Here is a 23236-nt window from a genome sequence, read left to right on the forward strand (position 1 = left end):
AGATGAGTTTGGAGGAGATTTTTACATTCTGGTTTGATTGTACAAATTTAGCTGCTTGTATTTTGAAGTTAGCTACAGTTAAACCGATACTTATTAATTTTAAATGGTGTTTAATAATATGGAATTCTGTCCTGATTGCGGTGCGATGCTGATGCCAAAGAATGGCAAGATTGAATGTAGATGTGGATATAAAAAATCATTGACTGATGAAGATATTGAAGAACAGTATCATATGGAAGGGGAAACCAATCCGGAAATGAAAGTGATAGTAACCGACAGGGACAATGTGGCTCTGCCGACTACAACAATAACCTGCTATAAATGCGGCGGGACAAAAGGATACTGGTGGACAGTGCAAACAAGATCTGCAGATGAGGCACCAACCAATTTCATACGCTGCGCCAAATGTGGAAACACATGGAGAAGCTCCAACTAGAAGTATAACTTCGGGAAATTCTATTTATAAAAAGAAAAAAATTTTGGTGATGGGTTTTTAAGTCAGTTATAGGCCATAAAGTCTTTGTCTGACTTTTGAAGAATTCAATTTTGAAAATACTTTTGCCTGCTTGTAGCCGAACAGCCATTTGTGGCAAATGATGTTTCCGTAACGGTGTTGGTTTGATGTTGTAAGTTCTGCAACATACTGATTTGCTGGAAGACTGCCAGTGTAGTAGCCGGTTCCGTCATAGGCTATATAGAAGAAGACTTTTGATTTTACTGTTTTGGTTGTTCTTTCATAAGTATTTTTGTCAATTATATCAACTACTTGTTTAATTGTTTTTCCGGTGCCTACTTTGTAAACATAAGTTTTTCCAGTGTTTTTGGCATTAATCAACTTCTTGTATTTGTATAATGAAATAACAGCTTTGTATCCTTTAATTGATATTGTCCTTGCAGATTTGCTTGCACTCAATACATGGATTTTACTTTTTTCAGTAAAGGACGGATTATAATTTTCGCTGCCAGTATATTTTGCGGAATAGGTAAAAGTTCCCAGTTTGTTCATTTTGACTTTCAAAGTGGCAATACCCTCATCATTAACGCTCCTTTTGTAGGTTTTACCGTTGACTGTGAATTTCACTTTACCTTCGCCGGAGATAAAATCATCTTCAATATCAGTCACTTCTGCTTTGATAATCGCATAATCTCCCTTAACAACATAAATTTCTTTTAAATTTAATTCGGCATATGCTTTACCAACTTCAAGATTAAGGTCGATTGGTTTTATATCGTAATAAGAATCGTCGACAATAATCCTGCAGGAATGTTTTCCTGCACCCAGGGTATTGATATTACACCAGTATGAATCTTCATCTTCTTCGTAATCAAATGTCATCAATTCATTATTTGTATCTATGTCTATGAGTCTGACATTCAGATCTGGAATATTATACCCGTCTTCATCAATAATTGATATATAATAACCGTCATAATCATCGTAATCTAGCGTATAGTTTATCTCTTGAGGGATATCCTCATCATCGGTGTATCCTTGAGGGATTATTCTTGGCTGATAGTTGTCAGAGTCATATTCCTGTTCAACATCATCATCTGTTAAATCAACGACTTCTGCTGAATCATCTACGCTAACTGCATTGTCAGTAACATTTTCTGATGCACTGGCTGTAGAAATTGCAAGTAAACCTACAAGCAGCGTTGCCAGAATCATTATCTTTTTGTGCTTCAAAGTTGTTTCCTCCTGAATTTCTAATGTGTATATATTTATGTGCATTTTGTTATTAATTATTATTGCAGTTGGCAACATTTTATAAAAACGATGATTTTTGCCGTTAAAATGAGATGTTGATTTAGTCGGGATAAAAACATGAATTTAAAGTTATATGTATTACTGGAGTAATTTCACCAGGCATTTTGCTCAATATATTGTCGCAAATTAGTAAATCAATCACCTAAATATGTATATAATCCTGTTTACAAAATATTAATTAACAATATAATTGAGGTTGGTAAATGGATACAAAAAATATTATAATTATCTGTCTTGTAGTTATTATTGTTCTGATGGCTGTATCATTCGGATTTTTAATGGGACAACAGCAAAATAACCATAATGATACTAATGTCACTAATATCACTAACACTACTAATGCCACTGCCAATACTACCAATGTCACTTTGGACAATAATGGATTAGGCGAAACTTCCTCATCCGAGGCAGAAGAATCATATGCTGCTGATTCTTCAGGTTCAAGTGAACCGGAAGAAATAGATTACAACAGTCCGGATAGCAAGTATTTCAAATATGATACTGATGGCAGTTACCATGAAAAAGAAGAGGGCGGAAAATATGTTTACGCTCAGGATGCCGTAACCGGAGAATGGAGCTATTGGGCCGATAAAAGTTAAATTGATGAAATGTGCATATAGCACATCATTAACTAACTTCGGAATCTCTATTTCTTTTACTTTTTTTGGAAATTGTAAAAATCTGTGATAAATTGTTTCCATTACTACTAGCTATTATGCCTCTTGACTCTCAGTTTTTTTATGAATGCACAGAAATTATAGTGGTTGGCGTTTTAAATATTATACCAGCATCTGTTTTAGATTTTTGATGATACTAACATTTTGAGGTTACGTTTGTAGATTTTTGTAGATAAACTTAAATATTTAAATCGAGTTATTAAAGTAAAAGGTTGTGTTAATATAGATGATGAAACATTAAAAAAGCTTGGCTTTGTAATGGGGTCTACCTATAGGGTTAAGGCAGTCAGTGCATTAAACAATGAAATTAAGATTCCCACACAGATAGCTAAGGATACCGGAATCAGAACAAATCACATTTCTAAGGTTTTAAGTGAATTAAAAAATGAGGAAATTGTGGAATGTATCAATGAGGAAGCCAAAAAGGGAAGACTGTACAGACTGACTTCCACTGGTCAAGAAATAGCCGATGAAATGAAATAACTCTTATTAATATATAACCATGAAAGTAAATGTCAAAAATCACACCATGATGTATCCCGCTCCTGCGGTTGTTGCAAGCGCATATGATGAGCAAGGAAGAGCTGACGCATGCACTCTGGCATTTGCAACAATGTGTTCTCACCGTCCTCCTGCAGTGATGATTGCAATCAATTCCACATTGAAGAGAAAAACCCTTAAAAGCATTTTGCATTCAAAAGAATTTTGTCTGGCATTTCCAAGCGTTGAACATGTGGCTGAAGTCGATTATTTGGGTATTGAATCAGGTTATCGTGAAGACAAATTGGCTAAAATCAGTTTCTCCCATCAAAGGGGTGAAAAAGTCAACGCTCCGATAATCAATGAATTCAGGGTGTCTCTTGAATGCAAAGTTATGAATATTGCAGAAGTAGGTTCACACACCCAAATCACTGGCGAGATTGTCAATGTTCAGGCCGATGAGGATGTTGTGGATGAAAAGGGCAAAATCATTTTTGAAAAGGTAAATCCAATTGCCTGGGATGACATTAACCATTCATATTATGGAATGGGTGGAAAAATAGCCGACGGATTCAAGGTTGGCCTAAAGTTTAGAGATTAAAAACTGTTTTTTTTTAAAAAAAGAGAAGGTTGTTCTGGAAAGGTCATTTCCAGAAATCAAGTTCTTCTTCGCTAAATCCTATTGTTGAAGCTTTAAATGTAGGATTTGGACTGGTCTTTCTCTGCTTTTCATAATCTTTAAGACAGTCTATGGCGATTTTACTTAAAATAATACATGTAGGAAGGTTTATCAGGGTCATTCCTCCCATGGTAATGTCTGCCATTGCCCATGCGGCATCCATTGGGATGAGGGCTCCTACAAAGACTATTAAGGTAGCGAAAATATAGAACATGTTCATGAATTTTTTTGAAGGTTTCTTTTTGCCGTTTAAATATATCAGCGCATTGTCCACATAATAGAGGTTTCCTATAAGTGTTGTGAATGCGAAAAGAACCATCGCCACCGTGATGAATACAGGACCTGCAGTTCCGAAAACTGTGGAAATTGCATTCTGCACATATGGAGCACCGGAAACACTTACGTCCCTTGCCACTCCGGTGGAAAGACACATCAATGCGGTCGCTGTACATAAGAGCATTGTATCAATATAAACGGATAATGTCTGCACGAGACCTTGCTTTGCAGGATGTGAAACGTTTGCAGAAGCGGAAGCGTTCGGTGCAGAACCTACACCTGCCTCGTTTGAAAACAGTCCTCTTTTTATTCCGTATATAATACATGATCCTGCAAATCCTCCCAATATAGTTTTAAAATTAAAGGCATCCTGGAAAATTAGCATAATCATTGATGGAATGTTTTGATAATTGAGAATGATTATGATTAAGGCGATTAAAACATATGCTATTCCCATGAATGGGACTACGGTACTTGTGACTCTGATGATTCTTTTTCCACCTCCAAACAGGCAGTATGCAGTCACGATAGCCAACAGTCCGCCTACGATTACTGGTGTGGTCGCATTATAGAACGGATAATCCATGAATGTTGACTGAAGATTGAAGGAACACAATAAATTGAATCCCACAGCATAGGTTGCGATTAGGAATATGCAAAAGAGAAATGCTATTTTAGGTTTTTTCAAGCCCTGTTCGATGTAATAGGCAGGACCTCCATAGGAGTGGCCTTCAGAATCTTTTTGTTTATAAATCTGAGCCAGTGTACTTTCAATGAATGCGGAAGAAGCGCCAATAAGACACATTAGCCACATCCAGAAACATGCTCCCGGACCTCCAAGACAGATTGCTGTAGAGACACCAATGATGTTTCCTGTTCCCACCCGTGATGCGGTTGATACAAGCATTGCCTGCAGGGAGGATACTGAACCCTCCTTGTCTGGCGGTTCCAACAGGATCCTTATGGATTCAGGGAATAATCTAATCTGTACGCCTTTTGTTCTTGCAGTAAAGTACAATCCTGCTATTGCCATGACAATAATCAATATGGGATAGTACATGACATCATCAATTGCTGTTAATATTGCGACTATGTCTATCATAATATCCTCTTTTTTAAACAAAAATTATTAATATTGTATTTATTTATATATCTGTAATAATATGCTCATTTTTGCATCTTATTCTATTATTTAATGCTGTTTGTTTTCTATAATGTGATATTTTGTTTTTATTATATTAATAAATTATTTTTTTTGTTTAAATTATTTAATTTTGCATAGGGCAATTGGAAATAAACTTTTGTATAGCTGGACGAGATTGATGTGAACATATGATTAATATTTAAATGTTTTTTTTTATTTATTTATTTAAAAAAACTACACTTTTTTATTTTTTGTAAATTTTTTCTTATTTTTTTGAATTGTATTCAGTTAAATAAGTAATATTTAAATATTTTCAAATGTAAACTATATGTTATATGTTGCTTAATTCAACATCTAAAAATTCATTGGAGATAAAATTATGAGAGGACTTGCAAGAATAGATCAAGATGTAATGGACTGGGTTGAAAAACCTGATCCTGAATGTGGACCATATGACGCAATTGTAAAACCTATTGCACTTGCTCCTTGTACTTCAGATGTACACATCGTATGGGGAAATGCTTACATGAGCGATGCTCCAAACCGTATTTTAGGACATGAAGCTACAGGTATTGTTGAAGAAGTTGGAAGCCATGTAAAAGACTTCAAACCTGGAGACCGTGTAATCGTACCTGCTATCACTCCTGACTGGCTTACAGTTCCTGGACAAACAGGATTCGGTCAACACTGTTACGGAATGGGTACTGGAATGAGCTTCATTACCTTTAAGGACGGAACATTCGCAGAACACTTTAATGTAAATCAGGCAGACGGTAATTTAGCACACTTGCCGGATAACGTTTCACTTGATCAGGCTGTAATGATTTCAGACATGATGACCACCGGTTTTTACGGTGCAGAACTTGCAGAAATCAAACCTGGTGACACTGTAGCAGTATTCGGTATTGGTCCTGTAGGACTTATGGGCGTAGCAGGAGCACACTTTATGGGAGCTTCAAGAATTCTTGCTGTCGGAAGCAGACCTGTGTCTGTTAAAGTCGCAAAAGAATACGGTGCATCAGATATAGTTGATTATCATGATGGTGATACAGTACAGCAAATCATGGACCTGACCGATGGTGCCGGTGTAGACAAAGTAGTTGTCGCCGGTGGTGGCGCAAACACTGTCGGTGAAGCATTGGAAGTACTTAAAGTCGGCGGTGTTTTAGGTAATGTAAATCACTATGACGGCGTTGCTGAAGTTCCATTGCCTGCACTTGCATGGGGTGCTGGACTTGCAGATAAAACAATCCGTGGTGGAGTATGTCCTGGTGGACGTGCCAGAATGGAACAACTTGTAAAATTAGTTGAATACGGAAGATTTGACTCAAGTAAATTAATCACTCACAGATTCACCAAATTCGATGACATCTATGAAGCTATGATTATCATGAGGGACAAACCACGTGATTTAATTAAACCTGCTGTTATTTTAGAATAAGCTATAATTTTTATAGCTTTTTACTTTTTTTTTTAAAAATTTTAGGAAACAATTTTACTTTTTTTAGGAGGATATTAGGTTTCTAAATCTTAAAATATCCATATAAAAATTGCCATTTGAAGGTTATTCTTTCAAAATGATGTTGCATGAATATCAGCTATTTTTTTAAAAATTATGATAATTTCATATATGATTATATTAAAATATTAATTGATGAAAGCTCTTGAAAAAACAATGAAATCTGTGGCCGAAAATCCGAAATATATTTTTCGTCTCACCATTCAGGGAGTGATGGTAGGCATATTTGCAGGATTAATGGTATGTTTATACAGATTTTTACTTTACGGATCAGAACATGTTTTAAGAGAATATTTAACAGTAATACGTGGAAATTTATTATATATTATTTTATTTTTCATTGCTCTGGCCATCATGGGCATTTTAATAGATTTGCTGACAAAATGGGAAGTTGACTCTTCCGGAAGCGGAATACCTCAGGTTTATGCTGAAGTAAAGGGCCATATGGAAGCCAATTGGGCAAAGGTACTCTTTTCTAAGATTGTTGCAGGTGTGCTGACAGCTTTGGGTGGGCTGTCACTTGGTCCTGAAGGTCCGTCTGTTCAGATTGGTGGTATGGCCGGAAAAGGTGTGGCAAAACTTTTCAAAGGTTCCAAAACCGATGAGCTAAGACTGATTCTTGTAGGTTCGGCGGTCGGTATTACAGCGGCATTCAATGCTCCTCTGGCAGGTGTATTGTTTGTTTTGGAGGAAATCAATCATGGATTTGACAAGACACTGGTGTTCATTGCACTTGTATCTGCCATAGTGTCTGATTTCATCTCAAAATTGATATTTGGTCAGTCTACAGCACTGACATTCGTAATTCCAAATATTCCACTTGGATATTATTGGATTTTGGTTGTTTTAGGACTTTTAATAGGTCTTTTGGGATATGTTTATAATGTTGGAATGATCAAGTCAAGTGATTTTATGTCCCGTTTAAGGATTCCGTCATGGCTCAAGTTCGTATTGGTGTTTATGGTATCTGGTGTTGTTGCGCTGACCATTCCGGAAATAAGCGACGGCGGACACTTCATGATGGACATGCTGGATATAGCGATGCCTTCACTGGGTGTTTTGGTAATGCTTTTAGTGTTGAAATACCTGTTTTCAATGTTTTCATTCTCATCAGGTGCGCCTGGAGGCATATTTTTACCAATCCTTGTTTTAGGAGCTTATATAGGTGCGGTGTTCGGATCTGCTGTTGTTCCGATTTTCGGTTTTGAGCAGGATTTAATCTACAAGTTTGTAGTCATCTCCATGGCAGGATTTTTTGCCGCAACAGTAAGGTCACCTATAACAGGTGTTGTGCTGATAGCAGAGATGTGCGGTTCGACAGAATCCCTTGTGGCCATGATTATTGTGTCCCTGTTGGCTTATGTTGTTCCGACCCTTTTAGGAAACGAACCAATTTATGAATCACTTTATGACAGGTTGCTTTTAGCCAAAAACAGGGAATTTGTAAAGGAAACTTCAAAACATGTACTGTCAGAATATCTGGTTCCCCTGGACTGTAATTATATCAATTTTAAAATTAAGGATGTTCCGTTCCCGAAAAATGCAATAGTGGTGTCTGTAATAAGGAACGGAAAATACATCATTCCGACTGAAGATTTCCATATCAAATACGGCGACCAGATACATGTGCTGACGGACAGCAATGACTATCCGTATGTTAGAGAAGAGATTGAAGATTTATTTGGTGGTTAGATGAGTATAATCTTTAAGAGAAAAAGCGTTCGTAAATTTAAACAGGAGAAAGTTCCGGACGAGCTGATTGAAAACTTGCTTAAAGCAGGTATGCAGGCTCCTTCCTCATGTAATTCACAGCCGTGGGAATTCATTGTCGTATCAGAAACTGAGGATAAGCGGGCAATTTCCGAAATGCATAAGTTTGCTAAGCCTGCAGCCAATGCATCACACTTGATTATCACTTTAGGGAACTTAAATGAAGCCAAAGTCATCGCAATGATAGAGCAGGACCTTGGCGCATGCAATGAAAACATACTTCTTCAGGCCACTCATGAGGGTCTGGGTGCAGTCTGGCTGGGTTTTCATCCGATTGAAGAGCGGACCTTAAGGCTTAAGGAGTATCTTGAAATTCCGGATTACTGCATTCCGTTTTCGGTTATATGTGTCGGCTGGCCTGCACAGGACAGTGAAGTGAAATTAAGGTATGACAAATCAAAGGTTCATTTTGACAGATTCTAAATCGATGAACTGATTTGAATGAAAAAATGCAGTTTTTTGTATGTAATGTTATGAATATGTCTGTTTCTAGTCATGCATTGGGATTATAGGGTAAGAAAATATATTTAAGCTATGAAAAAATAAAGATAGTTTATATACTAGTAAAATATAATACATATTGATTATTTGTAAAGTCAGGAAGATAAACTCATGATTAGTAAACAACTTAGGGAATTTGAGCTGTTGAATACAACAACTCAGAGCATTTTTGAACTGAACGATTTAAACGTTTTAATAATTCTAAAGGACGGGTCAAATCTTACCAGTTGGGAATATGTGGATGATAAGGATGATATTATCTATATAACTGAAGATTTATTTGGCCAGACCAATCTTGCCAATAGATATGCCGGTTTGACTTCTCTTAAAGCTATTGTTGCATTCGGTTTTGGGGATGTGGACAATATGGAGGGAATGTTTTCAGGCTGTGAGGAACTGGCAGACATATCTTCCCTGAAAAACTGGGACGTGTCTAATGTAACAAACATGAGCAGGATGTTTGAGGGGTGCAAATCCCTTGAGGATATTTCCCCACTGGAAGGATGGAATGTTTCCGGCCTTAGGAATATGTCAAACATGTTCAGAAATTGTGAAAGCATAGTGGAGCTGACAGGACTCGATGAATGGGACGTCTCCAATGTAGAGGACATGCATTACATATTCTCCGAGTGCTACTCTTTATATGACATTTCCGCTTTGAAAAAATGGGATGTCTCCAATGTAAGGGACATGGCATGCATTTTTGATTTTTGCGAATCCATAGTGGAAATTTCTGCCCTAAAGGATTGGAATCCGTCTAGTGCATTCAATATTACTGCAATGTTTAGAGGTTGCAGTTCCCTAAAAAAGATTTCAGCGCTTAAAAAATGGGATTTATCTAAAATGACAGATAATTCAAGTTTACTGTCACTTTTTAGTGACTGTTCATCTTTAAATGATATTTCACCACTTAAAAATTGGGATGTCTCAAACATTACAAGAATAAGTGGCCTGTTTGATGGCTGCAGCTCGCTGTCCAGTATCTCGCCGCTTAAAAATTGGGACGTTTCAAACGTCACTTCCATGGAGAGGCTGTTTGCCGACTGTTACGAATTGGATGACATTTCCGCCCTGAAAAAATGGGACGTTTCAAGTGTTGAAAACATGATTGAAATGTTTTGTGACTGCGTATCACTGGAAGACATTTCCCCAATGGCAGAATGGAACACTTCAAATGTAAAAACATTTTATGACATGTTCCATGGTTGCGAGTCATTGAATGACATTTCAGCCATGAAGGATTGGGACATTTCCGGCGTAACCAGGCTTACAGGTTTATTTAAAGATTGCATATCCTTGAATGACATTTCTCCAATAGGTGGTTGGGATGTCTCCAAAATAGAATCTATGGAAGAAACCTTCGACGGGTGTGAAGAGCTTGCTGATTTATGCCCTCTTAAAAAATGGAATGTTGGCAATGTGATTTTAGCCGACAGGATGTTTAAAGACTGCACATCCATTACTGATGCATCATGTCTTGATTTCTGGATTTTTAAAAGCATTAGAAGTGCCGAAGGAGTATTTGAAAACTGCGAATCCATAAGCAATTATCCGGTATGGTGTATAAACGGACACTTCAGCGGAATGAGCAAACATATAAAGGAATTCAACAGACTCAACAAAACAACCGACGATATTTTTGACTTGGGAGATCTTGAAGTCTTAATCATCCTGAAGGATGGAACAAACCTGACTGAATGGAGTCAGGTAAAAAACAGGCGGGACATACTGTATGTCAATGAGGACCTGTCAGGTGTAGAAGATTTGACTGAAAAGTATATGGGCTTGACTTCCCTTGAAGCCATTTTTGCCTTTGGAGTAGATAAGGCTGAAAAAATGACTGCAATGTTTTCAAAATGCGAATCACTTGAGGACATCACATTTCTGAAACTGTGGGATGTTTCAAATGTAGGTGACATGAATTTCATGTTCCACAGATGCAAATTGCTGAGGGATATTTCACCGCTGGCCTCATGGGATGTAAGTCATGTTGAAAACATGAACGGAATGTTTCTAAACTGCCTGTCCCTTTTGGACAATTCCGCATTCAAGAACTGGGACGTATCAGGTCTTAAATACATGAGGGCAATGTTTTGGAACTGCATTTCAATTATTCACGTAATCTCAATGGAAGATTGGGATGTTAGCAATGTCGAAAATATGAATGGAGTGTTTTTCGGCTGCATTGCACTGGAATCAATCTCAGCATTGCGAAAATGGAATGTTTTGAATGTAAATACAATGGCAGGTATGTTTGAACACTGCAGAAGATTATCAGATATTTCAGCATTAGAAAAATGGAATGTGTCAAATGTAGCTGCAATGGACCATATGTTTTTTGACTGCAGGTCATTGGAGGACGTATCGGCCATTAATGGATGGGACGTTTCAAATGTTGAGAATATGGATCAGATATTTGGAGATTGCAGTTCACTAAAAGAAACTCCTGAATGGTCTAAAATTAAAGAAATAGAAAAAGAAAATGATGATGAAAAAGCTACTCATAGTTCTGATGATGAGGAAGAGCCTCAAAATACCGATGAGGGGGAAGTTCCTCAAAAATCTGATGAGGAAGCAGACTCTCAAAATACTGATGAGGAATAACATTTCCCACACCCTAAACCATTTTTTTTTAATATATCAGCTGATTTTTAAAAAAAGATTCAGATAACTTAATTATTATCAATCCAGGCAATACTGTTGCAGTCGCTTTGATTTCAAAATCTTTCATGTTTAGTTTATAAATTCTGCTTCATTTTTCAACGGTAAAACTTTCATGATTGCTGATGTATATTCCAATAGATAATAATTTAAATAATGTTGAAGATACTCTTAAATAAGGGAAAATTGTAAAACTAATTTATAATTTTAAAGCTTAAATAAGGGTTATTAATATGTCTGAGTTAAAATATATGGATTTATCATTAGATGAAATCCTAAAAAATCTTCAAATGTGTAAATCAGTTGTAGCTAATCAGGAAGAATCAATTGCCAAGTTTAGAGATGTTATTCTTTCAGCTTCAAACAGGCGTGTGGTGTCAGAGAGAAAAACCACTATATTTCTGGCGGGTGCCGGAAGGTCAGGTTTTGTTGCAAAATCATTTGCGATGAGACTTATGCATTTGGGTTTTTATGTCTATGTATTCAATGAAACAATAGCTCCTCCGGTCAGGGACGGAGATATCATTATCATTATTTCAAAATCAGGTAAATCCAATTCAATCACTCAAATCGTAGAGGATTCCAAAATAGACAATGTCAAATTCCTTGCGGTATGTGGAAATACCCAAAGCGAACTTGCACAAAAGGCAGACGCAAGAATAGTCATTGACTCCCTTCCTCAGACTCTGGTTAGACTTGAAGACAGTGATGTTAAGGATTTCATGGAGACTCTGCCAAGAGCTTTAATAAACTTTGAAAGCGATGAGGAAGTCAGAAGCAAAATCGAAGCCCTTCCTAAAAAATCCTCAGATCTCTCAAGTAATCAGTTATGGGAAGAGATTAATGAGTTGCCTAAAGAAATCAGAGGAATCAGTAACATTTACCGTCCATTGGAGTTAATATTAATGGGAACCGCTTTTGAAGTCTCAGCATTGGTTTTACTCGATGCTTTAGTAACAGAACTGATGCAAAGTTTGAATTTACGTGAAAAAGACTTGAAATCTTATCATGATGTTTTAAGCAGTGCAATTTAAGGTGGAAAATTCAATGAGCGAAGAACTGAACATCTATAATTTTAAGAATTACATTGATGACTTTTTCAATGACTTGGAATTATATGATGATTATGACGGCAGGCATGATTATAAAGGCATTTTGAAAGCAAGTATTGATGTTTTTTTAAATTTTGAAAGCGATTACACTGCAAAAGAGGTATACAGGTCCTTTTTCATGATTTATCAGATAACAGGTGAGGATAAATCCAAAAGGGAAGATAATAAAAATCTTATAAGTGAACCTAACACGCTTTTAAATCTTTTAAATGTAATGGAAAAATACGAAAAAAACACAGGGGAGCTGATTGACAGGCAAAGGGACCATTTCATTCATTCCGTCAATGTTTTCTTATTGGGTTTGGCCATTTACACTAAAAACAAAAGATACAGAAGGGCATTCAAAAACTATGTAAAGAAAAGCCAGTACGAAAAGTATTACGGTCATGAAAACAATGAAGTTTCCCGTGAGGAGTTTTTATACCGGTGGGGAGTGGCCTCCCTTTTGCATGATATAGGTTATCCTTTTGAAATTGTTGGAAAGCAGCTTAAAAAGATAATCAATGATGGTGTCAAGTCCATTTCAAACTCATACAGTGTAAACCTAGGAATTGATTTTGATGATTTCGATGAATTCAATTCCATTGTAAAGATGGACCCTTATGATTTTGCTGACAATTACCGTAAAAGAAACAAGAGATCCAAAGTCTTGGATTTATATAAGCCTACAGATATTTTAGCGCATAAAGTGGCAAAGGATTTCAAATTCAACAATGAGAAATTTAGATTGTTGAAAAAACATTTAGACGGCTTTATCTATTATATGAGAGAGAAGGATTTCATCGACCATGGTTTTTATTCAGCTATCTTGGTCCTGAACTCATATGGAAAAATTTTGCAGAAATATGATAAGAATAACATATTCTTCTTCTATCCTATTGTGGACAGTGCTTCAGCAATACTGTTGCATAATTATTACAACAAAACCCTGCAGAAAGATCCGTTTAACTTAAAAAAACTCTCTCCTAAATCCAATCCTATTGCATATCTGCTGATTTTGTGTGATGAGCTTCAGGAATGGAACAGGCAGCCATTCGGTCAGATTGATAAGCAGAAATTGCATGTAAATGAACTGTCCATTAGCATTGGGGAAAATTCCATGGATGTAATTTACATTATAAAAAATGGTTCAATGGGCTTAGGATTTTCCAAAGATAAAAGGGACTTCATCAACAATGTTTTGGATATTGAATCCATATTTGTAAAGGGCATTTTCGTATCCAGTGATGTCGAACCGGACATTGAAGAGGGCATCATGAGAAATATTGATTTTGAGGAAATCCAAGCTCCGGATATTCTGATTAAAAATATCGAAGAGCTGGCAAGCAAGATAAATGCCAACTATAACAACCGTATTAATCAAGACTATGATGAGGCCGTCAAGAGCGGTGAGGAAATAGATGAAAATCTTGAAATATCCCACAACTCCCTGGTGGAGTTCAATGAATTGTCTCCGGAATATAAGTTATCCAATCTCAGACAGGCCAGGTCAATTCCTAAGAAATTGAATCTGATAGGTTGTGAGATTGCTCCTCAGGATGATGAACGTGAAGAGATAACTTTTGAAGACTTGGATGAGAAGGAAATTGAAAACCTGGCAATCTTTGAACATCAGGAATGGTGTAGGGAAAAAAGAGGTACCGGCTGGACATACGGTCCTGTAAAAGATGAAGTTTTACGTGAAAACCCTAACATTGTGGGATGGGATGAGTTATCCGATGAGATTAAACAGTATGATGTTGATACGATTGTAATAATTCCTGAACTTTTAAATTCATTAGGATTGAAAGTGGTAAGAAGCAAAATCAGATTGCTTACCTATAAAATGCAGGAATACTTTGAGAAAAACATTGAAAAAGATGAATATGACCCTGAATTGAGCTCTGAAGATAACTTTAAGAAACTCCCTGACTATGTTAAATATACCAATTATAAGCAAACCAATTTCATTATTAAAATATTGAATGAAAGGGGCTATGACATAATTGACAAGAATGACAAGATTGATGCCATTAAAAGCGGTGACTTTGATGAGCATGATCTGGAACATTTTGCCGAAAGAGAGCATTACGGCTGGTGTATGCTCAAGTATGATTTGGGTTGGAGACACGGGCCTCTTGATGTGGAAGAAAAGACCTCTCCAAATCTGGTAAAATGGGAAGATTTGGATGAGGAACTTCAGGAAAACAATATGAACACATTCAGAAATCTGCCGGACATGTGTGATGAGGTAGGTTTACAAATTGTCAAAAGTGAATAAAATTCTTATTCACTCTTTTTCTATTTTTTTTTTTAAATATTTAACATTTAAATTATATTATTGCTATATATTAATAATGGTGAATATCAGTGGACATATTGGGCAATTCAATTTTTCAATTCTTATTTGAACTGATTATTTTTTCTGTTGCGACAGTTATAGGAGTGTTTGTATTCAATAAGGTTAAAAACTCCGATAACAGATATCTGGATATTCATGAATTTCTTCCAGATGATGAGATATTCACTTTAAGGCAGGTTTATTATCTAATCATGTTAAGTGCCTGTTTTATTGTTGTAATTTATACTTTTATACTGAATGCTGACTATATCTATATGGTACTGTTTGATGTGGGCCTGTCATTATATATTGCAATCACATATGAGAAGAGTTCCCTGAAAAACAAGATCATATTATTTTTGGTGGTTCCATGGGGGTCCCTGAATTACATTATATTCGGATTTTCTATGGTGAGTCTGCTGGACCTTGTTCACGTTCCTGTTTTCATTTACTTCATTAAGTATTATTACGATAAATTCAGTGAGTTTACCAATTCAAACGGTCTGGGAGTATCCATACTTCTTCTGTTTTCAATAGTATTCATTAGTTTTTTCGTTACTCAGGTGGTTGAAAAGGCCAATGCAGTTGATTCTCTTGTAATGGTTTCCAATGCATTTACAAGTAACGGATATGTTGTTTTGGGCCAATCCATTCCTGGTAAGATTAACAGTATTTTTCTGGTATGGGGAGGATATATCATATCAGGTGCGGGTACGGCAACTTTAACTGCAGCCATTTTAATGAGGCACTTCAATAAAAGATTTGAAGAGCTTGAAAGATTGATTGACGAAGGTGATGAGCAATGAACTGGGAAGAGATACTTATAATTCTTATATTTCAGTTTATATTATCATTGGGAATTTTTCTTGTTCTGGCGTATGTCGGAAAATTTGTTCATGACAAAATCAAATCAGAATCCCGCTTTAAAAATTCCAAGTTCTTGAATATTGATGAATATCTTCCCGAAGAGGAAGCCTCAACCGTCAAACAGGTATTTTACCTTATAATGATTTTGATTTTTGTTACGAATATAATATATATCATATTTGGCTGGCGTGAAAACTCCATCAATCTATTGCTTATGGACATTATTGTTTCATTGTATGCGGTAATCAATGGGGACATTTCATTTTCCAAAAACAAGCTGGCTTACTGTTTGATAATTCCTTTCGCTTCATTGTCATATATAATGTTTTATAATAACTTCATTAGTTTTATGGACTTTTTCCATATATTTGTCTTCCTATATCTTATTAGACTGTATTTTCACAAATTCCTCGATTACACTGAGACCAATAGTTTAGGAATCACTATACTGTTCTTATTTGGAATAGTCTTTGTCAGTTTCTTCATTACGATGTTTGTTGAAAATACTATGCCTCTTGATTCTCTTGCAATGGTTTCCAATGCATTTACAAGTAACGGTTATTCGGTTTTGGGAAATTCAACATTTGGAAAAATAAATGCGCTGATACTGGTTTGGAGCGGTTTTCTTTTATCAGGTGTGGGTACCGCCACTTTGGCCGTTGCCATTGTAATGAGATATGCCAACGATAAGTTTGACCATCTCGAAGAGCTGGTTAAAAAGAATAAGAAAGATTAATCTGTTCTCTCTGCAAATATATGATTGATGCAGACAAATGATAATATTGAAACGATTGTCGGAAATCCTCGAAAAGCTATTAACACTCTGGCATTTCCAACCATTTTTTCAATGCTTCTGATGTTTTTGAATAATCTGATTGACAGCTTTTGGGTTTCAGGCATCAATGCTGATGCGCTGGCCGCTTTGGGATTCATATCTCCATTATATCTGGTCATCATAGGTCTTGGAAGCGGCGTTGGTGCAGGCGCCAATTCGCTTATTTCAAGATATGTCGGCGCCGAAAGGTTTGACAATGCAAACAATGCCGTTGTTCATGCACTGATTTTGATGGGAATCGTTTCTTTAATTGTTTTGATTGTGGGCATTTTCTTTTTGGATGACCTGGTCGTGCTTCTCGGTGCATCTTCGGTAAAGTTATATTGCGTGAGCTACGGATTTATCATATTTCTTCTCAATATTGTTTTTCTTGCGCCGAACGTTACCTCAAGCATATTCAGGGCAGAAGGGGATGTCAAAAGGGCAACCAATCCTCTGATTCTAACTGCCATCATAAACATGATTTTGGATCCCATACTGATTTTCGGTCTGGATTTGGGGATTTTCGGAGCGGGCCTTGCAACAGTGATAGCCTCCTTAATCGGCTGGCTGTGGATGATTTACTGGATTTTCATTAAAAAGGACACTTTCTTTGAATTCAAGCTTAAAAATTATAGGCGCAATCTTGAAATCTATAAGGAAATCCTTGTCGTTTCTCTTCCGGCAGGAACGGAGGAGATAATATTTGCACTGGTTGCCATCATCCTGAATTATCTCATCATGACAACCGCAGGTGTCGGGGAAGTCGCATCCTTTACCATTGCCTGGAGGTTCATCTGCATTGCATTTCTGCCATGCATGGCAATCGGAATAGCTACAATAACGGTTTCAGGGGTTGCATACGGCGCCCGCAACTGGCCGAACTTCAACGAGACAATCAAATACTCCACTCTGCTGAGTCTGACAATAACATTGGCGATTTGTGCTATATTTTATTTGTTCGCATATCCGATATGTGGTCTTTTCAACTTCCAGACAGCCAATCCCGCTCTGGTTGAGCGTGCTGCCGAAATATTAAGGCTTCTGGTTTTCTACAACTGTCTTATTTCGTTTGGGGCCACTGCCGCATATACTTATCAGGGTGTCGGAGCAGGATTTAAATCATTGGGTCTGACTGCTTTAAGGGAACTGGTTTTGAGCATGGCCTTTGCTTATGTGATGGGAATAACCATGTCTATGGGCGTTTTCGGAGTATATCTCGGTGCCATAATCGGCATGAACATAGGTTCGATTCTGGGTTTTGCCTGCATCTGGATATTTAATATGAAGTTCAAAAGGCAGTGCGGCTATTAAAAAGTATTACTTTTTTTCTTATTTTAAGGGTTTTAGTAATACTTTGAGAAAGTATTACTTTTTGTTTAGTTATTTAAATACTATGTATTACAATTTCCATATTTAAACAATAGTTAATACTTTTTTGCCGATTTTAAGCTATTTCGTATTACTTTTTTTAGAAAATTATATATTATAAATTATTACAAAATTATCATTTGTAGTAATATTTTTGTTTAAAAATTTACTACATATTCGACCTTTTATTTAAGAGGTAAAAAAAATGAAATTTTATGGAAAAAAACACAATATTCTTATTGCACTTCTGGTGATGCTGTCATTATTGCTGTTCTCGCAGGTTGCCTTTGCCGAGACAAACGATACTTTAGTAAATGACGATAGTGGAATTGAAGTTTTAAGCAATGAATATTGTGATGAGGATAAGATTTCAATTGATAATTCACAAAATGAATTATCAGATTCTAAAAATACTACTTTATTTATAATCAGCGATAATCCCGGAACCAATATTTTAGATAAGGCCGGCTGGGAACTCCACGATGAGAAAAAACTTGACAATGTAAATCTCATCATCAGAAGCGGTGAGCAGATTAAGGCAATGAATGAAAATGAACTGAAAGGTTTGCTGTCTGGCTGTGACGCTTTTGTCGGGGAGTGGATCAGCAGTGATGTGGATTCAGTTCTAACAAGCGTCTTATCAAAAAATCCCGGTTTATCCAATAAAAAAATGTTTCTGATATTGGAACCTCCTTCAGGTAATCTGAATTCTGATTCCAGTTCAATCAAGCTTCTTAGGAACAATACCCTGAACTACAACAAAATCTTTGCAGCATATTCCAACGAAGAGTTAATAAAATACTTCAAAAACACTAAAAGAGGAATATCATACTCTAATGTCAACAGTTACTTGACAGATGATGCGAAAGGTTTCAGCCCTATTTTAAATCAGCTTGTTCTCTATAAGGACCTGAACGACAAGGACAATTTGAAAAATCAGATTCTCTACATTCTCAATTACCTTGGCGTCAATGTCAGTTTTGAAAAACCTGTGTTTACAGGCTCTAAAACCTACGGCATCTACAGGGACAGATGGTACTCCTTAGATGAATATGTAGCTACTTTCTTCAATCCGAACTTCAACAGGACAGTTGGAGTGCTTGAAAGTACAATGTATATTGAATCCCAGCAGCTGCATACCTGCTATTCAATTATAGAGTCTTTGGAATCCAGGGGATATAATGTCATTCCTGTTTTTGCTGCAGGAGGGTCTGCCGACCAGCTTAAGGTAATGGTTGAATCATGGACAGATGCAGGCAGTGACATATCCGGATTTTTGGCAGATTCATCTAAATACGACATTAACATTGATGCAATAGTTTCCATGGTTGCCTATGGTGTCGGAGGTGAAAATTTCACCAAAGCGACAGACTTTTTTGAAGAGGCAGGAGTTCCTGTATTCAGGGCAGTCCACTCGGATTATGTTTCAAATGAACGGTGGGAACTTGGTTCAACCGGTCTTACAACAGAAAAGAGTGACAAATGGTGGCACATTACCATTGCCGAAACACAGGGGATAATCGATGCAACATTCATTGGAGGCGCTTCAAGCTATGTTTCAAACCTGACTGGAGCTCAAATCACAACATACATTGCTCATAAGGGCAATATCGAGCTTTTGGCTGACAGGATTGACTCATGGGTTGACTTGAAATACACTGCAAATGACGAGAAACTGCTCTCCATCATATATTACAATTATCCTCCTGGAAAACAGAATATCGGTTCAAGCTATTTGGATACTATTAAAAGTATTTACAACATTCTTCTCACATTAAAGGAAGAGGGATATGACGTCGGCAGTCTGCCGAACAATGTATCCGAACTGGAAGATTTAATCATTTCCTGCGGTATAAATGTCGCTACATGGGCACCAGGCGAGCTTGCAAAACTGGCAAACCGTCCGCAAGTTACACTGCTTCCAGTAAAGGAATACACATCATGGTTTAACTCTTTGGATGATATTGTAAAAATACAGGTGACAAACGGTACTGTCGCATACATAGGCGAGCTGACAAGACGTGCCGTTGAGCTGAACTACACCGAAACAATATCCGATACAATCGATGACTGGTTAAATCAGGTTGTTGCACTTTTACCGGATGAAAAGGCTGGTGAAGCCAAAAAGGCATTGGACAATATTGTGTCAAGCTTAAAAAATTATGCAAAAACACAATCTGGAGATTATTATGATTTATATTTAAGGTATTATGATGAATTTATTAAATTAAACATTTCAGGATTAAACGGTTGGGGTGAAGCTCCAGGAAACGTGATGGTAATCAATAGAAACGGTACAGATTATTTTGTCATTCCCGGTCTGACCTTTGGAAACATATTCATAGCTCCCGAACCTCAAAGGGGATGGGAGGCAGACATTGAAAACCTGTACCACTGTACTGCTGTCGCTCCAACACACCAATATCTGGCGGCTTACTACTACATGCAGAAATCACATCCTAATGCAATGATATTTGTGGGAAGGCACGCTACACACGAATGGTTGCCTGGAAAGGAAATTCTTCTCTCATCAACTGACTATGGATCCGTTGTTGTCGGTGATGTTCCGCAGTTATATTTCTATATCAGTGATGGTTTGGCAGAAGCTATTCAAGCTAAAAGAAGAGGTTTTGCCGTTATAATTTCACATTTAACCTCTCCAATGGCATATACACATTTATATGGTAATTTAACCAGTTTAGCTAATTTAATCAATGATTACAATAAAAACCCTAAAAAAAGCACGGAAAATGAAATCCGCAATCTGATAATCAGCAATGATTATTCAACCAATCTCGGACTTAATAAAAGTGAAGTCAAAACTATTAAGTTCGCTTCCCTGATGGATAAGGTCAACACTTTCCTTAAAACCACCCAGGACACGCTCCATCCTTTGGGTCTTCATGCATTGGGTGATGCCTGGAGCGAACAGGACATAGCAAGCACAGTAAGTGCAATGCTGTCAAGGGATCATGTGCTGGAAAACAATGAAGGTGTGCTTAATCTGTTTGGTGAACTTTCGGATATTTATTTCTCAAAGGAATATTCCTCCCTATCAGCTTTTGAAAGGGAATTCATCTTAAACAAATCATATGACATTGCAAAGGCATTAATCTATTGGGATGCGGCAACTGTCGGTGAGGTTCTTGCCACAGAAAATGCCAAATTCAACGATTCCAAGGTAATGGCATGCTTAAATCTAGCTAAATCCTACATTGAATTGATAAATCTGAGTATTTCAAATGAACTCAATGCCATGATAAACGGTTTGAACGGCCGATACGTTCCAGTGGGTGAAGGTGGAGAAATTGTAGTAAAACCAAGCATCCTTCCAACCGGGGCAAACATGTTCCAGGACCAGTCCAGTGAGCTTCCGACACAAGAGGCATGGGAATACGGAAAGACCCTTGCACTATTAACACTATCCGACCTTGATGATGAGACTGAAAAGGTTATCATGGGAATATGGTGTGTGGAAACCGCAAGGGATGATGGAGCATTGGTTTCAAGCGTTTTATACCTGCTTGGAATGAAACCTGTCTGGACAGATTCATCAAGTGCAGGATATGACGATGAAGGAAATCCGACAGGTAAAAAGGTAGGCGCAATGCCTGAAGTAATCAAACTTAATGATTTAACCCGTCCTGACGGATGGGCCAAGAAAAGAATTGACGTAACTGTAATTACAAGCGGTTTGTTCAGGGATTTATACTCTTCCCAGTCAATCCTGATGGATAACGCATATAGGGTCGCACTTGCAAGATCATACCTCACATTAATCAACAATAAGACATTAATGAAAGATAATGATTTGAAACAGGCTTTGGAAGGAGTTATGGAAAGCATCAATTATTATGGTGTTTCAAATGAAGCAATAAGCGACAACTATGTTGCAAAACATTGGATAGAAGATACCAAGTACTATCTAAGCATTGGCTATAATGCAACTTATGCTGGAGAATGTGCCATTACCCGTATTTTTGCACCTCCTAACGGTGATTACGGTGCAGGAATATCTAAACTGGTATCAATGTCATGGACTTGGAACGATACCGACGAACTGGCACAGTTCTATCTGGGAAGAATGGGAAACATGTATTCCAAAAAGTATTGGGGAGATACAAACTCCTTGGTATTTTTAAGGGCACTGTCAAATTCAGATACAGTAGTTACAAGCCGTAACACCAATCAGTATGGGGTATTGGACAACGATGACTTCTTTGATTATTGGGGAGGTTTGTCCATGGCTGTTGAAAATGTTTCAGGCAAGTCCCCTAAAATGAAAGTGCTGATGTATGCGGATAAGGACAATGCATATGTTTCATCCCTGGAAGAGGTAATGTATCGCGAAATTGCTGCAAGATACGACAACCCTAACTGGATTAAGGGCATGATGGGCGAAGGCTACAGCGGAGCCCGTTACATGTCAAACAAATTCGTAAGTAATTTATACGGCTGGCAGGTAACAAGACCAGCTTCAGTATCTGATGACTTGTGGAATAGGGTTTACAACACCTATTATAAGGATAAATATGGTTTGGGTGTTAAAGATTGGCTGATGAGCGGAAATAATGCATATTCACTTATTTCCATGAGCGGTACCATGTTGACTGCAGCTCATGAAGGATATTGGAACGCCGATAAGGCTACACTTAGTGACATCGCAAATACATGGGCAAAGGCAACAGTTCAGAACGGTGTTGCATGCTGTGACTGCAGCTGCGGTAATATTGCTATGATGCAGTGGGCAGTTCAATATGTAAATCCGGATATACTGGCTCAGCTATTGCCTAAATTGTATGATGCAACTCAAAATCCCGTATTTTTAAATAACACCAACAGTGTTCCTCCTGAAAATACGGACCCTTCAAACAATGAGGCATCAACTCCTAATCCGATTAAAGGTTCCACTTCATCTTCAACAATTTCAGCTAACTCAACAACCACAAGCAACAATCAGTTTTCACAGTCCAGTTCTGCTTCAAACGGACAGTCAGTTTCTGATGCCGGTGAATCTGCTCCATCAGGTGATGTAGGCGGATCTTCTGCACAGGGAGCTGACGTTAAAAAATCAATTGAAATTAATCCCGTAACTCAGCAGTCTGCAAGTGAAGTCGGAATGAGCTTGATTGCAGTTTTGGGAGTGGTATGTTTAATTTTAATAATTGGAGTCGGTTACTTTAGAAACAAAGATGAAGATAAAAATTCAAGTAAATTAGATGAGCTATATAATGAAAAAATTATCTAGTTCATTAATTTTTTATTTTTTAAAAGAGG

Annotated in this window: 16 protein-coding genes; 14 read left to right on the plus strand and 2 right to left on the minus strand. The window is 37.2% G+C overall.

Going from position 1 to position 23236, the window contains the following annotated elements; all coding sequences use genetic code 11:
• Positions 1 to 118 precede the first annotated feature (118 nt).
• Complete coding sequence (locus tag QZU83_RS00930) at positions 119 to 436, plus strand: transcription factor S (protein ID WP_295609079.1); 318 nt, start codon at positions 119 to 121, stop codon at positions 434 to 436.
• 66 nt (positions 437 to 502) lie between these two features.
• On the opposite strand, the gene QZU83_RS00935 is transcribed toward QZU83_RS00930, so the two are convergent.
• Positions 503 to 1732: an Ig-like domain-containing protein gene (locus QZU83_RS00935; protein WP_295609080.1), complete on the minus strand. Its 1230-nt coding sequence runs from the start codon at positions 1730 to 1732 to the stop codon at positions 503 to 505.
• A 239-nt stretch (positions 1733 to 1971) separates the two neighbouring features.
• Between QZU83_RS00935 and QZU83_RS00940 the strand changes: the two genes are divergently transcribed.
• From QZU83_RS00940 to QZU83_RS00950, 3 genes are all read left to right on the plus strand, one after another.
• Positions 1972 to 2367: a hypothetical protein gene (locus tag QZU83_RS00940; protein ID WP_295609081.1), complete on the plus strand. Its 396-nt coding sequence runs from the start codon at positions 1972 to 1974 to the stop codon at positions 2365 to 2367.
• Positions 2368 to 2703: 336 nt separating this feature from the next.
• On the plus strand, positions 2704 to 2928 hold the full coding sequence (locus QZU83_RS00945) for a transcriptional regulator (protein WP_295609082.1): 225 nt from the start codon (positions 2704 to 2706) through the stop codon (positions 2926 to 2928).
• A gap of 19 nt (positions 2929 to 2947) precedes the next feature.
• The gene (locus QZU83_RS00950) at positions 2948 to 3526 is read left to right on the plus strand and encodes a flavin reductase family protein (RefSeq protein ID WP_295609083.1); all 579 of its coding nucleotides are present in this window, start codon (positions 2948 to 2950) and stop codon (positions 3524 to 3526) included.
• A gap of 43 nt (positions 3527 to 3569) precedes the next feature.
• Here QZU83_RS00950 and QZU83_RS00955 read toward each other — a convergent pair whose 3' ends face one another.
• Positions 3570 to 4982: a sodium:alanine symporter family protein gene (locus QZU83_RS00955; RefSeq protein ID WP_295609084.1), complete on the minus strand. Its 1413-nt coding sequence runs from the start codon at positions 4980 to 4982 to the stop codon at positions 3570 to 3572.
• Between the two features lie 421 nt (positions 4983 to 5403).
• Here QZU83_RS00955 and QZU83_RS00960 point away from each other — a divergent pair, with 421 nt between their 5' ends.
• The 10 genes from QZU83_RS00960 to QZU83_RS01005 all read left to right on the plus strand — a co-directional run bounded on the left by QZU83_RS00960 (position 5404) and on the right by QZU83_RS01005 (position 23207).
• Positions 5404 to 6465 (plus strand): NAD(P)-dependent alcohol dehydrogenase, encoded by a 1062-nt coding sequence (locus QZU83_RS00960; RefSeq protein ID WP_295609085.1) that lies wholly within the window; start codon positions 5404 to 5406, stop codon positions 6463 to 6465.
• 213 nt (positions 6466 to 6678) lie between these two features.
• Entirely contained in the window at positions 6679 to 8235 is a 1557-nt protein-coding gene (locus tag QZU83_RS00965; RefSeq protein WP_295609086.1) for a ClC family H(+)/Cl(-) exchange transporter, read from the plus strand.
• Positions 8236 to 8736, plus strand: a complete 501-nt coding sequence (locus QZU83_RS00970; RefSeq protein WP_295609087.1) for a nitroreductase family protein — start codon at positions 8236 to 8238, stop codon at positions 8734 to 8736. It abuts the gene before it with no gap.
• A gap of 189 nt (positions 8737 to 8925) precedes the next feature.
• Positions 8926 to 11418, plus strand: a complete 2493-nt coding sequence (locus tag QZU83_RS00975; protein ID WP_295609088.1) for a BspA family leucine-rich repeat surface protein — start codon at positions 8926 to 8928, stop codon at positions 11416 to 11418.
• A gap of 290 nt (positions 11419 to 11708) precedes the next feature.
• Positions 11709 to 12509 (plus strand): SIS domain-containing protein, encoded by an 801-nt coding sequence (locus QZU83_RS00980; RefSeq protein WP_295609089.1) that lies wholly within the window; start codon positions 11709 to 11711, stop codon positions 12507 to 12509.
• A 13-nt stretch (positions 12510 to 12522) separates the two neighbouring features.
• On the plus strand, positions 12523 to 14847 hold the full coding sequence (locus QZU83_RS00985) for a RyR domain-containing protein (protein ID WP_295609090.1): 2325 nt from the start codon (positions 12523 to 12525) through the stop codon (positions 14845 to 14847).
• A gap of 89 nt (positions 14848 to 14936) precedes the next feature.
• Positions 14937 to 15713 (plus strand): hypothetical protein, encoded by a 777-nt coding sequence (locus QZU83_RS00990; protein ID WP_295609091.1) that lies wholly within the window; start codon positions 14937 to 14939, stop codon positions 15711 to 15713.
• Positions 15710 to 16510 (plus strand): hypothetical protein, encoded by an 801-nt coding sequence (locus QZU83_RS00995; protein WP_295609092.1) that lies wholly within the window; start codon positions 15710 to 15712, stop codon positions 16508 to 16510. Before QZU83_RS00990 ends, QZU83_RS00995 begins: the two co-directional genes overlap by 4 nt.
• 27 nt (positions 16511 to 16537) lie before the next feature.
• Positions 16538 to 17902 carry an MATE family efflux transporter gene (locus QZU83_RS01000; RefSeq protein ID WP_295609093.1) on the plus strand — a complete coding sequence of 455 codons (1365 nt, stop codon included), beginning with the start codon at positions 16538 to 16540 and terminating at the stop codon, positions 17900 to 17902.
• Between the two features lie 262 nt (positions 17903 to 18164).
• Positions 18165 to 23207 (plus strand): cobaltochelatase subunit CobN, encoded by a 5043-nt coding sequence (locus QZU83_RS01005; RefSeq protein ID WP_295609094.1) that lies wholly within the window; start codon positions 18165 to 18167, stop codon positions 23205 to 23207.
• Positions 23208 to 23236 lie beyond the last annotated feature (29 nt).

It is taken from the genome of uncultured Methanobrevibacter sp. (genome assembly GCF_902771435.1).
Taxonomy (GTDB): Archaea; Methanobacteriota; Methanobacteria; order Methanobacteriales; family Methanobacteriaceae; genus Methanocatella.

Excerpts from the sequence above, each read along its gene's own strand:
- QZU83_RS00940 (WP_295609081.1), top strand. The coding sequence starts at position 1,972 with ATGGATACAAAAAATATTATAATTATCTGTCTTGTAGTTATTATTGTT.
- QZU83_RS00930 (WP_295609079.1), top strand. The coding sequence starts at position 119 with ATGGAATTCTGTCCTGATTGCGGTGCGATGCTGATGCCAAAGAATGGC.
- QZU83_RS00960 (WP_295609085.1), top strand. The coding sequence starts at position 5,404 with ATGAGAGGACTTGCAAGAATAGATCAAGATGTAATGGACTGGGTTGAA.
- QZU83_RS01005 (WP_295609094.1), top strand. The coding sequence starts at position 18,165 with ATGAAATTTTATGGAAAAAAACACAATATTCTTATTGCACTTCTGGTG.
- QZU83_RS00955 (WP_295609084.1), bottom strand. The coding sequence starts at position 4,982 with ATGATAGACATAGTCGCAATATTAACAGCAATTGATGATGTCATGTAC.
- QZU83_RS00945 (WP_295609082.1), top strand. The coding sequence starts at position 2,704 with ATGGGGTCTACCTATAGGGTTAAGGCAGTCAGTGCATTAAACAATGAA.
- QZU83_RS00970 (WP_295609087.1), top strand. The coding sequence starts at position 8,236 with ATGAGTATAATCTTTAAGAGAAAAAGCGTTCGTAAATTTAAACAGGAG.
- QZU83_RS00975 (WP_295609088.1), top strand. The coding sequence starts at position 8,926 with ATGATTAGTAAACAACTTAGGGAATTTGAGCTGTTGAATACAACAACT.
- QZU83_RS00985 (WP_295609090.1), top strand. The coding sequence starts at position 12,523 with ATGAGCGAAGAACTGAACATCTATAATTTTAAGAATTACATTGATGAC.
- QZU83_RS01000 (WP_295609093.1), top strand. The coding sequence starts at position 16,538 with ATGCAGACAAATGATAATATTGAAACGATTGTCGGAAATCCTCGAAAA.
- QZU83_RS00950 (WP_295609083.1), top strand. The coding sequence starts at position 2,948 with ATGAAAGTAAATGTCAAAAATCACACCATGATGTATCCCGCTCCTGCG.
- QZU83_RS00980 (WP_295609089.1), top strand. The coding sequence starts at position 11,709 with ATGTCTGAGTTAAAATATATGGATTTATCATTAGATGAAATCCTAAAA.
- QZU83_RS00995 (WP_295609092.1), top strand. The coding sequence starts at position 15,710 with ATGAACTGGGAAGAGATACTTATAATTCTTATATTTCAGTTTATATTA.
- QZU83_RS00935 (WP_295609080.1), bottom strand. The coding sequence starts at position 1,732 with ATGCACATAAATATATACACATTAGAAATTCAGGAGGAAACAACTTTG.
- QZU83_RS00965 (WP_295609086.1), top strand. The coding sequence starts at position 6,679 with ATGAAAGCTCTTGAAAAAACAATGAAATCTGTGGCCGAAAATCCGAAA.